The 14,048-nt window shown below is 67.5% G+C and carries 12 protein-coding genes; 6 read left to right on the plus strand and 6 right to left on the minus strand.

Annotation, left to right across the window (positions count from 1 at the left end):
* Positions 1-110: 110 nt before the first annotated feature.
* The 3 genes from MasN3_RS02935 to MasN3_RS02945 form a co-directional block, all read right to left on the minus strand.
* Positions 111-1,760: a M28 family peptidase gene (locus MasN3_RS02935; RefSeq protein WP_281912172.1), complete on the minus strand. Its 1,650-nt coding sequence runs from the start codon at positions 1,758-1,760 to the stop codon at positions 111-113.
* A gap of 64 nt (positions 1,761-1,824) precedes the next feature.
* Positions 1,825-4,164 (minus strand): M28 family peptidase, encoded by a 2,340-nt coding sequence (locus MasN3_RS02940; RefSeq protein WP_281912174.1) that lies wholly within the window; start codon positions 4,162-4,164, stop codon positions 1,825-1,827.
* A gap of 193 nt (positions 4,165-4,357) precedes the next feature.
* Complete coding sequence (locus MasN3_RS02945; RefSeq protein WP_281912177.1) at positions 4,358-5,023, minus strand: energy transducer TonB; 666 nt, start codon at positions 5,021-5,023, stop codon at positions 4,358-4,360.
* A 332-nt stretch (positions 5,024-5,355) separates the two neighbouring features.
* Here MasN3_RS02945 and MasN3_RS02950 point away from each other — a divergent pair, with 332 nt between their 5' ends.
* From MasN3_RS02950 to MasN3_RS02970, 5 genes are read left to right on the plus strand one after another with little or no spacing between them, the layout of a single operon-like run.
* Entirely contained in the window at positions 5,356-6,009 is a 654-nt protein-coding gene (locus MasN3_RS02950) for a response regulator (protein WP_281912179.1), read from the plus strand.
* Between the two features lie 8 nt (positions 6,010-6,017).
* The gene (locus MasN3_RS02955) at positions 6,018-6,950 is read left to right on the plus strand and encodes a hypothetical protein (protein ID WP_281912181.1); all 933 of its coding nucleotides are present in this window, start codon (positions 6,018-6,020) and stop codon (positions 6,948-6,950) included.
* Entirely contained in the window at positions 6,947-8,461 is a 1,515-nt protein-coding gene (locus MasN3_RS02960; RefSeq protein ID WP_281912183.1) for a sensor histidine kinase, read from the plus strand. Before MasN3_RS02955 ends, MasN3_RS02960 begins: the two co-directional genes overlap by 4 nt.
* Before the next feature lie 18 nt (positions 8,462-8,479).
* Complete coding sequence (locus MasN3_RS02965) at positions 8,480-10,168, plus strand: M14 family zinc carboxypeptidase (protein WP_281912186.1); 1,689 nt, start codon at positions 8,480-8,482, stop codon at positions 10,166-10,168.
* A gap of 22 nt (positions 10,169-10,190) precedes the next feature.
* Positions 10,191-10,544 (plus strand): ribonuclease E inhibitor RraB, encoded by a 354-nt coding sequence (locus tag MasN3_RS02970; RefSeq protein WP_281912188.1) that lies wholly within the window; start codon positions 10,191-10,193, stop codon positions 10,542-10,544.
* A gap of 33 nt (positions 10,545-10,577) precedes the next feature.
* On the opposite strand, the gene MasN3_RS02975 is transcribed toward MasN3_RS02970, so the two are convergent.
* From MasN3_RS02975 to MasN3_RS02985, 3 genes are read right to left on the minus strand one after another with little or no spacing between them, the layout of a single operon-like run.
* The gene (locus MasN3_RS02975) at positions 10,578-11,327 is read right to left on the minus strand and encodes a LytR/AlgR family response regulator transcription factor (protein WP_281912189.1); all 750 of its coding nucleotides are present in this window, start codon (positions 11,325-11,327) and stop codon (positions 10,578-10,580) included.
* Entirely contained in the window at positions 11,324-12,025 is a 702-nt protein-coding gene (locus tag MasN3_RS02980) for an ATP-binding protein (protein WP_281912190.1), read from the minus strand. The genes MasN3_RS02975 and MasN3_RS02980 overlap by 4 nt, the downstream gene beginning before the upstream one ends.
* 15 nt (positions 12,026-12,040) lie before the next feature.
* Complete coding sequence (locus tag MasN3_RS02985) at positions 12,041-12,532, minus strand: hypothetical protein (protein WP_281912192.1); 492 nt, start codon at positions 12,530-12,532, stop codon at positions 12,041-12,043.
* 167 nt (positions 12,533-12,699) lie between these two features.
* Between MasN3_RS02985 and MasN3_RS02990 the strand changes: the two genes are divergently transcribed.
* The gene (locus MasN3_RS02990) at positions 12,700-14,016 is read left to right on the plus strand and encodes an alpha/beta hydrolase family protein (protein ID WP_281912193.1); all 1,317 of its coding nucleotides are present in this window, start codon (positions 12,700-12,702) and stop codon (positions 14,014-14,016) included.
* Positions 14,017-14,048: the final 32 nt, after the last annotated feature.

The raw sequence follows: 14,048 nt of genomic DNA on the forward strand, positions 1-14,048 counted from the left end.
GGGTGGTCGGCTTCGCCGACCGCGCGTTCAACCGGCCGGCGAGCAAACGCGCCGTCATTTCATACGTGATTTGAACGCGTGGGCGGGAGACCCGCCCACCCTACAACTGTTTATTTTGCCGCGGTGCGGCCCTTGCCGAACGGATCCCCCGCCTTCCACTGCGGCGCCTTCGGCGAATCCGCCACCATGCGTCCCAGGTTCAGCGTGAACTGCGCCTGCTGCACCATGCCCGACAGGTCCCAGGTCGGATCGTATTCGTCGTTGGCCTGGTGGTAGCGGGCGCCGTAGGCCTTGCGCTTGGCGTTGCTCGCTTCCACATCCTTCACCCAGCTTGAACCCGCGCCCACCGAGAACGCCGGCACGCCGGCCTTGGCGAAGCTGAAGTGGTCGCTGCGGAAGTAGCCGCCGCCCAGGTCGGGGCGGCTCGGGGCGATGCTCATGCCCATCTTCTGTGCGGTGGCGGCCGCCATCGCGCCCAGGTCGCTGCGCTCGCTGCCCGGGGTGCTCACGTCCTTGACCAGTCCCACGAAGTTCAGGCTGTCCAGGTTCAGGTTGGCCACTGTCTTCTCGATCGGCCACAGCGGCGCGGCGGCATAGGCCGCGCTGCCCAGCAGGCCCTGTTCCTCGGCCGCGACCCACAGGAACATCTGGCTGCGCTTGGCCGGGTTGCGCACGGCTTCCTGCGCCATCGCCAGCAGGGCGGCGGTGCCGGATGCATTGTCGACGGCGCCGTTGAAGATGGTGTCGCCCTCGGTACCCTGCTTGCCCATGTGGTCCCAGTGCGCGCTGTAGACCACCAGCTCGTCCTTCAGCTTCGGATCGGTGCCCGGCACGATGCCGGCCACGTTGAACTCGTTCAGGGTGCGCACTTCGGCGCGCGCCTCGCCCTTCACGCGCGCGTTCAGCACGACCGGCTTGAAGCCCTTGTCTTCGGCGGCCGCGCGCAGCTTGTCGAGGTCCTGGCCGCTGGCGGCGAACAGCTTGCGTGCGGTGGCGTCGGTCATCCAGCCTTGCAGGCCGGTGCCCAGCTTGCCCTCGGCCAGCTGGAAGCGCTCGGCGTTGGCCCAGCTGTTCTGCACCACGCTCCAGCCGTACGACGCCGAGGCGTCGGTGTGGATCAGCAGGACGCCGGCCGCGCCCTGGCGCGCCGCTTCTTCCAGTTTATACGTCCAGCGGCCGTAGTAGGTCAGGCCCTCGCCGTTGAAGCGCTTGGGTTCGGCGGCGGTCGGCTTCGGATCGTTCACCATCATCACCAGCACCTTGCCCTTGAAGTCCTGGCCCTTGAAATCGTCCCAGCCTTCTTCCGGCGCGTTGATGCCATAGCCCACGAAGACCATCTCGGCGTCGAGCAGGTGGTCGGCCTTGGCATCGCCCGGACCCCAGACCCAGTCGGCGCCGAACTGCGCGGGCAGCGGCTGGCCGCCCGCGAACAGGCCGATGGTGCTCTTCTCCGGCAGCGAGCGCACGCCGGCGATCTTCACCGGCTGGCGGAAGCTGCCCTTGTTGGCCGGCTGCAGGCCGATCGCGGCGCTCTGGGTTTCGAGGTAGGTGACGGTCAGTTCACCGCCGCGCTGGCCGGTGCCGCGGCCTTCGACGGCGTCGGACGCCAGGAAAGCGAGGTGGGCGCGCAGGGGCGCTTCCTTGACGGTGGCAGCCTGCGCGGACTGCGGCGCCTTGGGCGAGGCGGCGTGGGCCGGGTAGGCCAGCGCCAGGCTGCTTGCGAGGGCGGTGAGGACAACGGAGGAGACGATCTTGTGCATGGCTTCCTGCTGCTTGGTTAATCGGGGTGTGCACGGTGTGCGTCGAACATTGTATGCCAACTGTTCAGTAGAACCGCAACACATCCGCCGCGACCGTCGTGCCCGTTCCCGGCATGCGCGGCGGCGCGCCGGGCGGCAGCAGGTGTTCCGGCAGCCCCGGAATGCGTTCCTCGATCATCACCGCCAGCGGGTCGTCGTTCGGCGCGTCGATGGTGAAGCGCAGCAGCTGGTCTTCCATCCCGTACAGCGACAGCGACCACGGGCTCTCGCCTGAGGTCAGCACGCGGCCGTTGAGGGTGGAGCGGCGCGGCTTGGTGCCGGCCACCCACATCTGGATGTGCGGGGCGCTGTTCTTCGAGCGCAGCGTGAACTCCACCCGGCGCAGCGCGGGATTGGGACCGGGCGGGGCCAGGCGCGGATTGCGCAGCATATAGGCTTCGGGGAAGGCGATGCGGTCCTCGCGCGGCGCGACCGCGAACCACTGGCGCGGGCTGTGCCAGCCGAACACGTCGACGTAGATCGAAGGCTTGTCCAGGTTCGGGAACAACCCCTTCGACCAGGCGTCGAGCGGCTCGGGCGGCAGCAGCCAGTAGGCGCGCCAGCTGTTCATGTCCTTGAAGTAGACCAGGCGGTTCGGCGGGAGGATCGGCTGCTCTTGTACCGGTCTTTGCAGCGCCGGCCCCGAGGCCTGGCCCGGCAGCGCGACGCAGGCGGCGAATGCCGCCGCCACGCCGACGCCGACCAGGCGGCCAAGGGGCAGCAGCAGGAACAGGCTGGCGAAGCACAGCAGCGCCGCGGCGATCAGCACCGCCAGCACATACAGCCCCTGCGGGCCAAGCCCGGTCCAGGCGTCGCGCAGCGCCGGCAGGATGAGCAGCGGCGCGGGCGCCAGGCCGGCGGCCAGGATCAGGACGCGCAGCAGGAAGGGGCGCGGCGCCTCCAGCGCCGTGAAGGCGGCCAGCGCCGCCGCCAGCGGCCAGGCCAGCAGCCATGCGGCCTCCGGCGCCCACAGCAGGATGAGCAGCAGGGCCAGCGCCAGCCAGCTCATCGCGCCCAGGAACACGGGCACTGCGCCGGTCAGCCTGCGAAGCAGGTAGAGCGCGCCGACGAACAGGCAGGCGCCCGACACCAGGAAGACCACGCTTGGGGCCGTTTCCTGCGACTGCGCCAGCGCGCCAAGCTCGTGGCGCCGCTCCCACAACAGCATGCGCGCCGCCAGCAGGATCAGCGCCACGCCGAAGAAGCCCTGCACCAGCGGCGCCACCGTGGTGTCGGTCTCGCCCAGCGCACGGCGGTAGCCGCGCGCCAGCATCAGGCAGGACAGCGCCGCCAGGCCCCAGCACAGGACGACGGAATGCTGGACGCTGCCGAGCAGCGGCACGCTGAACCAGGCACGGGGCTGGTTGCTGCCGCGCGCGAGCGGCTGCGCGCCGAAATGCCTGGACAGGCGCAGCATGGTGTCGCCCAGGTGGCCCAGCAGGGCCGGGTCGAGGCGCTCCACGGCATCGAGCGCGCGCGTGCGGTCGAAGGGCCGGCCGGTGTTCACGAACAGCAGGGTGGGAGCGTCGATGGCGGCCAGGGGACCCATGCGCGGCGTGTCCGGCAGCAGCCGGTAGAAGCGCGCCATCAGCGAGGAGCCGCCCAGGCGGGGCACCGCCTGCGTCCAGCCGCCCAGCGCCCCGCTGCCGGCATTGCTTGCGGCGTAGAGCTGCAAGGGTCCGGCGCTGCCGACGGCGTCGAATTTCAGGGTCAGGCCGACTTCGCCTGCCACCGGATGCCGTTCGGCGAAGCCCTTGGCGCCGAGCGCACCCACTTCCTCGCCATCGAGGAACAGCAGCACGATGTCGTTCAGGTGCGCGTTCGGATGCGCCGGACCGAGGTGCAGCGCCCGCGCGGTTTCGATCATGGCCGCCACCTGGGCCGCCCCGCGCGCCGCGCCGAGCGTGGCGTTGCCGCTGTCGTAGTGCGCCGCCAGCAGCAGCGCCGGACGGCGCATCCGGTCCGGCGCGCTGCCGGGCAGGCGCACCACGATGTTGTGCACCACGCCGAGGGTCACGTCGGTGCCGCCCCAGAAACGGACGGTCGACTTCTGCACAGTGGTGCTTTGTACCTGCGGCCGCAGGCCGATGGCGCGCAGCTGTTCGACGATGTAGTCGCGTGCCCGTGCGTTGGCGGCGGTGGCGATCGGGCGCGGCTGTGCCGCCAGCACGGACACGTGGCGCATCATCCGGTCGAGTGCCGGTGGCGCGGCCTGGGCAACCGGCGCAGGTAGGGCCGCGGGGCGGCTGGCGGTCCAGGCCAGGATGGCCAGCATCGCAAGGGCAAGCAGGCCGGCCGCCAGCGCGGCCAGCGTACGCCTGTCGAGGGCGCGCGGCGGCGCCATCGGTGATCCAGCGGGAAGCATGCTTCTCTCTCCTCGTTATTTGTTTTGTGGGTGCCGTAGGGTGGTCGGCTTCGCCGACCGCGCGTTCGACTCCGGCTTGATCCGCCACTGCGCATGGGGAAGCTGAACGCGCGGCCGGGAAACCCGGCCACCCTACGGATAAGGCGAAAAAAAGCCCGCGATGAAAAGCGGGCAAGGAAGGGAACGGAAATGTTTATTCGAGCGTCCAGACGTAGGCGATCTGCCCCCATCCGGCCTGGGCGACGCCGTTGTTCATGGCGGGCTTGAACTGGCACAGGCTCAGGGCGTTCAGGGCGGCGCGGTCCAGTTCGCGGTGACCGCTGGTCTTCTGGACCCGCGCATCCTGCACCCGGCCGTCGGCGCCGACCAGCAGGGCCAGGGTCACGGTGCCGGTGTCGCCGTTGCGCGCCGCGTTGATCGGGTAGTCCGGCTTGGCGCAGCCGTCGGCATTGGCCAGCACGGCGCTGCCCATCTGGCCCGGGTTGCTGCTGGGCGGAGCCGCCGGAGCCGGCGGGGCGTCGTTGGTCGAGGGCTGCGCCGGTTCGACGGCCGCTTCGGGCTCGAGGCTGGCCTGGATCCGTTCCTCGGCCGGGGGCGGCGGCACCTCGACTTCCACCTTCGGCGCCACGATCGGCGGCTTGACGGCCTTCACCACGGGCTGCGGCAGCTGGGGTGGCGGGGGAGGGGGCGTCTGCGGCTGGATCCAGACCGTGGCGTCGTCGATCAGCTTGGGCAGGGTGATGCTCTTGGCGTTCATCACATTGACCAGGCCCATGGCCACCAGGGCATGCAGGCCGGCGACCAGCGCGAACTTCCCGGCCTTGCAGCCGGTCCCATCGTTGAGTTGCGTGAAGTGCATGGCGATCTCCTCTTCTTGTTGGGCGCTGCGATCGCATCGCAGGACTTTTTACTTAAGGAAAGATATGCATCTGACAGCTGATGGAATGAATATATGCTAGGGCTTGGTAGTGTGTAAAGCTATTTCTTGGTAATTTTGCTTCCACTTGTAAGTCTTCTTCGGGAAAACGCCGGGAATGGCTGGGGTCTCGCGTCGCGGCCCGTTGTATGAAATAATCCTCGTCATACCCGCATGCTTTCTGTTCCTTGGCACACCGTCCTGCCAGAGATTGGTAAGCATATGTAAGTGTCATATTGCGTGCGCCAAACTGGCGGGTAATCAACAGGAGTGAAATGGTGTCCGAACAGAAAAAACCGATCCGCGTCATGCTTGCGGACGACCACCCGATCGTCATGACCGGCTTTGCCATGTCGCTGGAGGCGGCCGGCATGCAGGTGGTGGGGCAGGCCAAGACCCCGAGCGAGGCGGTGGCGCTGTATGCGTCGCAGCAGCCCGACGTCGTCATCCTCGACATGCGCTTCGGGACCGAGCTCACCGGCCTCGATGCCGCGCAGAGCATCCTGAAGGACGACCCGCGCGCCAAGATCATCTTCCTGAGCCAGTTTGACCAGGACAGCCTGATCAAGGAAACCTACCGCATGGGCGCGCATGCCTTCGTCACCAAGGATTGCGACCCATCCGACCTGGTGACCGCGGTGCGCCATGCGCACGATGGCAAGCTGTACTTCCTGCCGCAGATCGCCTCGCGCCTGGCCAGCATGGCGGTGCGCGGCGACGTGACGCCGCAGTCGCAGCTGGACGAGCGCGGGCTGGAGATCTTCAAGCTGATGGCCGAAGGCATGACCAACGCCGAGATCGCCGAGAAGCTCGACCTGTCGACCAAGACCATCAGCAACATCAGCCAGTCGATCAAGGAAAAACTGGGCGTGCATCGCCAGGCCAACATCACCCTGCTGGCCGTGAAGCACGGCCTGATCGAACCTTAACCAAGCCGATGCGCCTCACGACGTCCCTGCGCGCGGCCGTGGCTGCGCTTGCGCTCCTTGCCGGCGCGGCCCAGGCGCAGCTTGCGGATCCGGTCCGCAAGGACGACGAGATCACCGGCTATCGCTTCCAGATCCTCACCGGCGACGACAGCGAGGTCACGCGCCGCATCGCCGAAGACCTGTACAAGCGCCTGGTGCCCACCTTCGCGGGCTTTCGCACCGAACTGGGCCAGAGCCGCCGCATGCTCTACGTGGCCATCGGCCCGGCCGCGCTGCGCGACGCCGTGGCGCGCCGCTGCGACTGCGTGATCATCTCCGCCTTCACCTCCAGCCAGGTGTGGCGTGCGCTCACCGCCAAGACCCCGGCCGCGCGCGCCGGCCTGATCACCGCCGTGTATGCCGAGCCGGCGCCGCCCGACCAGCTGCGCCTGGCCGCGCTGCTGTACGGCCGCCCGGTGCGGGTCGGCGCCATCCTCGGCGAAGACACCACCTTCCTGCGCCCGGCACTGGAGCCGGAGGTGGAAGTGCAGCCCTTCGCCCTGGGCGACGACATCAACCACACGCTCAACCGCATGACACGCTCCGAGGTGCTGCTGGCCATGCCCGACGGCGACGTCTACAACCCGGAGAACGTGCGCAACATCCTGCTCTCGACCTACCGCCGCAAGCAGGGCGTGATCGGCTTCTCGGCCGACATGGTGAAGGTCGGCGCGCTGGCCACCACCTATTCCGAGATCGAGGACATCAATACCCAGGTGGCCGAGATCGCGGCCGCCTTCGTCGTCACCGGCAACCTGCCGCCGCCGCAGTTCCCGCGCTACTTCCGCACCGTGGTCAACGAAGGCGTGGCGCGCTCGCTCGACGTGCGCGTAACCGACGGCGCGCGCCGCTTCTCGAACCTGCCGGCGCGGCTGACGGCACGCCAGGCGGCCAAGCCATGAAGCTGCGCTTCTGGCGCGGCTGGAGCATCGGCCGGCGCATGGCCTTCATCACCATGCTGCCGGTGACCTTCCTGTTCACCGCCTTCGTGTGGTACTCCTACTATTCGCACCGCGCCCAGGTGGCCGAGGAACTGGCCGAGCGCGGGCGCACCCTGGCGCGCGCGCTGGCCGAGACCAGCGAATACAACGTCATCTCGGGCAACCTGTCCGACCTGCGCCTGACCATCAACGGCCTGGTGCAGTCCGACAGCAGCATCTACCGCATCGAAGTGGTGGGCGTGGACGGCATCCAGGCCGTGCGGGTCGACTCCGAATCGGCCATCGACGCCCAGTCGCACCATTACGAGGCACCGATCAAGAAGCAGGTGGTGTGGATCAACCTGTTTACCGACAACGGCACGCCGCACGTGTCGGCCTCCAGCGACCTGCGTCCGCCCACCCTCACCACCGAGATCGTCGGCTGGGTGCGGGTGACGATGTCGCCCTCCAACATGATGGCCAAGCAGACCCGGCGCTTCCGTTTCGAGGTGGGCATGGCCGCGCTGGCGCTGGTGGTCAGCGGCGTGCTGGCCTGGGTGCTGGCGCGCTCGCTCACGGTGCCGCTGCGCGAGGCGATCGGCGCCCTGAGCCGCATCCGCAACGGCGATTTCCGCGTGCACCTGCCGGTCACGACCGGCGGCGAGGTGGGCGAGCTGCAGGCCTCGATCGGCGAGATGTCCCTGGCCCTGGACGAATCCAAGCGCGACCTGGAAAACAAGGTGGCCGAGCGCACCCGCGACTTGCTGGCCTCGCGCAACGAGGCGCTGCGCGCCGACGCGGACAAGCGCAAGCTGATCCAGAAGGTGAACTCGATCATCGAAGATGAGCGCAAGAGCATCGCGGTCGAGATCCACGACGAACTGAACGCGTCCCTGATCGCCGCGCGCCTGGAGGCGCAGTCGATCGGCGCGCTGGCCGCCAAGGCGCCGCCAAGCGCCGAGGTCGAGGAGATCGGTCGCAAGTCGCAGGCCATCACCAAGCTCGCCCTCGACCTGTATGCCAACGGCCGCCGCCTGGTGCGGCGCCTGCGCCCCGAGGTGCTCGACATGCTGGGCCTGCACGGCGCGGTGGAAGAGATGGTGCGCCACTACGACGGCAGCTCCGGCTGCAGCTTCGAGTTCCACGGCGAGGGCGATTTCTCGCGCCTGTCGAACGAGCTGGCGATTTCCGCCTACCGCATCGTGCAGGAAGCGCTGTCGAACGTGATGAAGCACGCCCACGCGACGTCCGCCCAGGTGCGCCTGGTGCTGGACGAAAGCGCCCAGACCCTGCGCATCGTGGTCGCCGACGACGGCAACGGCTTCGATCCGGCCAGCGCCTCGGAAGGCATCGGCATCATCGGCATGCGCGAGCGCGTATACGCCGTGCACGGCGTGATGGACGTGCGCTCCAGCGTCGGCGGCGGCACCGTGGTGGCGATCACGCTGCCGCTGCATGCGCCGGCCACCGTCACCCCGGCCCCAACGGTTTAACTTTCCATAGAAAACACGATGTCCACTGAACTGCTGACGCCCTTCGAGAAGGGCAATCTGAACCAGACCACCACGCATGCCGAGTGCATCGCCTGGTACCAAGACCTCGCACGCCGCTATCCAGGCGTGCTGCGCTTTTACCAGGTGGGCGTGTCGGACGCCGGCGTGCCGATCCACGCGGGCGTGGTGAGCGGCGACGGGGTGTTCGACCTCGAGGCGATCAAGGCCGCCTCCCGTCCGGTCTTCTTCAACAACAACGGCATCCATCCGGGCGAGCCGGAAGGCGTGGACGCCTGCATGGCGCTGGTGCGCGACTTCTGCACCCAGCCCGAGCGTCTCGCCGCACTGGGTAACACCGTGTTCCTGTTCGTCCCGCTGTACAACGTGGACGGCAGCCTGAACCGCGCCGACACCTCGCGCGTGAACCAGGACGGCCCGGAGCAGTTCGGCTTCCGCGGCATGAGCCGCCACCTCGACCTGAACCGCGATTTCATCAAGTGCGACAGCCTGACCGCGCAGGTGTTCAACAAGCTGTTCACGGCCTGGGACCCGGACGTGATGGTCGATACCCACACCTCCAACGGCGCCGACTACAGCTACACCATGACCCTGATCCACACCCAGCCGGACAAGCTGGGCGGCGAGCTGGGCGAATTCCTGCGCACGACCATGCTGCCGGCCATGTATGCCGACATGGAGCAGCGCGGCTGGCCGACCTGCCCCTATGTGAACCCGGTCAAGGACAGCCCGGACCACGGCATCGCCGACTTCCTCGAGACCGCGCGCTTCTCGACCGGCTACGCGGCCCTGCACCACACCATCGGCTTCATGCCCGAGACGCACATGCTCAAGCCTTTCAAGGACCGCTACGCGTCGATGCGCGCGCTGGTGGAGAGCGCGCTGGACTTCACGGTGCACAACGCCGCTCAGATCCAGGCGCTGCGCCGCGCCGCAAAGCAGCTTGGCCGCAGCCGTGCCGAATGGCCGATCCATTGGGCGATGGACGAGGCGAACCCGGATAGCTTCCGCTTCAAGGGTTACGAGGCAGGGTACAAGCCGAGCGTGCTGGGCAGCTATTCGCGCCTGTGGTACGACCGTTCGCGCCCCTGGGAGCGCGACATCGCCTGGTACAACCGCTTCCCGGCCGACATCCACGTGCCGGCGCCGCGCGCCTACGTGGTGCCGCAGCAGTGGCGCGAAGTCATCGAGCGCCTGCAGTGGAACGGCGTGCAGATGGAGCGTGTCGACGCCGACCGCGTCGAAGAAGTGGACTACTACCACATCGTCTCGGTCAGCTCGCGCCCGAACGCCTACGAGGGCCACATGTTCCACGACGACGTGGTGCTGGAGCGCCGCCGCAGCCAGGTCCAGTTGCGCGCGGGCGACTTCATCGTGCCGCTCGACCAGGATAATGCGCGCTATGCGGTCGAGACGCTCGAACCGCTGGGCCACGACAGCTTCTTCCGCTGGGGCTTCTTCAACAGCGTGCTGGAGAAGAAGGAAGCCTATTCGGACTACGTGTTCGAGGACCACGCTGCCGAGCTGCTGAACGACGAGCCGGCGCTGGCGGCCAGGTTCGAGGCATGGAAGGAAGCCCATCCCGCGCTGCTGGGCAACCAGGAGGCGGTGCTGGACTTCATCTTTGCGAACTGCGAGCGCTATCGCGAGCCGGAATGGCGCCGCTATCCGGTGTTCATGCTGGGCTGATCAGGGAAAGACAGGAGACGCCATGATTTCACTGGTTCAGTTGGAAGAGATGTTCGAGAGCATTCGGGAGGGGGCGGGGTGGGACATGTCCCAGCCTATGCTTTGGGGTTACTTCTTTAATGATAAGTCGCGGGAAAAGCTGGAATCGGTCTTGCCCGTCCTGGAAAAAGACGGGTATCGCTTCGTCGACCTGTTCGTTCCGGAACTCGACGAAGGACAGGCACCTTACTTCTTCCTGCGTGTAGAGAAGGGCGAGGTGCACGATCCGGCCAGTTTGTACCAGCGTAACGCCGAGTTCTATGCGCTTGCCGAGCGTTATGGTTTGGACAGCTACGATGGCATGGATGTCGGGCCGCTGTCCGGCCCCGATCATTGAGGCTGCCGCCTCCGTGCCAGGGTGCGAGGCGCCTCATGCGGATCGCTTGTTGAGGTGCTGCAGCGCGTCCGCCAGGGCCGGCATGTAGGTGCGGCTGGCGCGCAGCACGCTGCCGTCGCGCAGGCGCAGCAGGGCGTCGCGGTTGGTGAGCGCGCGCAGTTCGGCGATCATGTCCAGCCGCACGATGGTCGAGCGGTGCACGCGGTGGAACTGGCGTGGATCGAGCTGCATGGCCAGGTTGTGCAGGCGCTCGCGCATCAGCCAGGTCTTGCCGTTCGCGTGCAGGGTGGCGTAGTCGCCGTCGGCCTCGATGCGCTCGATATCGGCCACCGGCACCAGCACCGTGCGCATGCCGACACGCACGCTGAAGCTGCGCGCCGCAGGCAGGATCGGGGCCGCCGGGCGGCCCTGGCCGCGGTAGGGAAAGGCCAGCTGTGCGCGGTCCAGGGCTTCGTCCAGGCGTTCGTCGTCGACGGGCTTGAGCAGGTAGTCGAGCGCGGCCAGCCCGAACGCCTGCAGGGCGAAGCCGTCGTAGGCGGTCAGGAGGATCGCCATCGGCCGCTGCGCGGGCGTCAGCGCGGACAGCACCTCGAGCCCGGTCCTGCCCGGCATCTCGACGTCGACGAAGGCCAGGTCGGGCCGTAGCGCCGCGATGCCCGCATACGCGCTGTCGCCGTCGCCGAATTCGCCCGCCAGTTCGAAGCCGCTGCGCTGTGCCAACCTGATTTTCACCGCCAGCCTGGCCAGCGGTTCGTCGTCGACGATGACCACCCGGATGTTCATGCCGCCGCCTCCAGGCTGCGCAGGGGCAGGGCGATGCGCACGCCGAAGCGTCCATCGGCATGCCATCCCGCCTCGACCTGCTGCTGGTCGCCGTACAGGTGGCGCAGGCGCTCGCGCACGTTGGCCAGGCCGATGCCGCTTCCCCGCTGCGCCGGCGGCTGGCCGTCGTTCCATACCTCGACGACCAGCTGCGCCCCGGCGCGTTCGACACGGATGTCGAGCCGCCCGGGCGCGGCCAGCGGCGCGATGCCGTGACGGATCGCATTTTCGACCAGCGGCTGCAGCATCAGGTAGGGCACCACGCCGTGCACCGCGCAGAACGTGATCAGGGCCAGCCAGCAGCCGTCCAGGCCGCGGAACAGGTCGGCCCAGTCGTAGCCCTTCTCCAGCCTGAGCGAGATCGCCAGGCGCTGCCCCAGCAGGTTGTTGAAGACGGACATCGCGTAGCTGAGCGCCAGCAGCACCAGCGCCATGCGCGGCCAGGGCCATGCGCGGCGCCACATGGCCCGCTGCAGCAAGGCCAGCGGCATCAGCCAGGCCAGGCAGGCGGCGAAATACAGCGTGCGGAAGGCGGCCGCATAGCCGTGGCCGAAGGCGGGCAAGCCGAGAATGGCCATGCAGGCACAGACCGGCAACGCGGCCAGCACGGGGACGAGCAGGGCCGTCTCGACTTTCACGCTGGTGTCCGGCACTGTCATGTTCCGATTCTATCCTCAGTCACCCATCGAAAACAGCATCGAGCTGATTTTCCAGCCGTCTTCGGCGCGCACCATCTGCCAGCTTTCGCTGCCGCGGTTGGTCACCTTGCCGTCGACAAGGAAGTCGAAATCGAACCAGACCAAGGCGACCGCGCCATTGGTATCGATGCGCACGTTATAGAAGCGTTCCTCGACCGGTTTTTCCGAGGTCTGAATATATTCGGCAAACTTCTTCCAGCTCGGAGGCACCACCTTGCGTGCCTTTGGATGGCGCGCCTTGACCTGCGCCCAGGCCGCATCGTCGGCGACCGACAGCCAGCTGTCGTGGTCCTGCAGGAACAGGCTGCCGAGGGTCTTGCCGTCGCGGGCGGCGATGGCGGCCTTGAACTGCTCGACGACGGCGTTGATGGCCGCGACGTCGGCCGCACGGCCGCTAGCGCTATCGGCAGCCTGTGCCTGGCCGGCCAGGCAGAATGCGAGAAGGAGGGAAGAAACGAAAACGCGCATGGAAACTCCCGTGGTTGGAAAACTTTCACCTTAGGGAGAAGGCGGACGGCGGTCCAGCGCAATGCGCCGACCCGTGCACGCCGTGCGGCGAAGCGGTGAAGAGGCTCCACAATCTCTCCATGATGTCTGCGTATCCTGCCTGGACTGACCACTACCTGGATACTGCCATGAAGCCTTCCCTTGCACGCCTTGCCACCGCGCTGGTCCTGCTCGCACTTGCATCCACGGCGTCCGCCGATGCCACGATCAAGCGGTATATGTTCTCGACGCAGAAAGCGGAAGACATCAAGACGGAACTCGGCAAACTGAACGTGAAGCTCAGCCAGGAATGGAAAACGCCGGCAGCGGGACTTCCGATGCGGATGACGGGAGTCGGAAGCAGCGGCCTTCCGACCAGGTTCCTGATCGAGCAGGCCGGCGGCGGTGTTCATGTCTACGCCGAGCGCGGCCGTCCGCAACACCCGGCCGCGCCCCTTCCCTATGTGACGCAGGAGGTCGTTTTCGACACGCCCGATCCGGAGGTGTCCCCTGTGGGGACACTCAGTTATCCATCGGCGGGCGGCCCCTTTCCCGGTGTCGTGCTGGTCGCCGGCACCGGGCCGCATGACCGGGATGGCGGAATGTCCCTGCACAAGACGCTGGCGGTGCTGGCGGATCACCTGACCCGCCAGGGTTTCGCCGTACTTCGGTACGACAAACCGGGCGTCGGGCTGACGGGAGGCAAACGGCATCCCGACTCGACCACGGACGACTATGCCGCCGATGCGCTGGCTGCCGTACGCTTCTTGAAAATCCAGCCAAATGTCCGCGCCTCCCGGGTCGGCATCGTCGGGCACAGCGAAGGCGGCATCATTGCGGCCATGGTGGCGGCGCAGGCGCCGGCGGAGCTGGGCTTCATTGTCATGCTCGGCGGCACCGGCCTGCCCGGCATCGACATCAAGAGCCTGCAGGACGCTGCCGCGCGCCGCGCCGAGGGCATGGACGAATCCCTCGTCCTGCTCAACCGGTCGCAGGAACGCGCGCTGTTCGAGATTGCCGCAAGCGGCCGGACGCATCCTGACGCGCTGGCGGCCATGCGGGCAGCCACGCTTGCCTTGCCGCCGGAGACGAAAACCGCACTCGCGATCCCGCCGGAAGGCATTCCCGACGAAGCGTTCGACGCCTTGCTGACGCCCTGGTTCCGGCGCTTCCTGTCACTGGACCCGCGCCACTACCTGAATCGCGTCAGCTGCCCGGTATTGGCGCTGGGAGGAGAGAAGGATCTTCAGGTTCCACCCGCCGAGAACCTGAAGGAGATCGAACGTGCACTCACGGGCCGCTCTCCCCAGAGCGTCGTGCGCCAGCTCCCTGACCTCAACCATAACTTGCAGACCGCCAGGACCGGAAAGGCGAGCGAATACTTCCTGATCGACGAAACGATCGCGCCAACGGCCCTGGAGCTGATGTCGGCCTGGATGAAGAAGGTGGTGCGGCAGAGCGAGTGACGGCCGGACATGAAAAAACCGGGATACACCCC

This window comes from Massilia varians, assembly GCF_027923905.1.
Classification (GTDB): Bacteria; Pseudomonadota; Gammaproteobacteria; order Burkholderiales; family Burkholderiaceae_D; genus Telluria; species Telluria varians_B.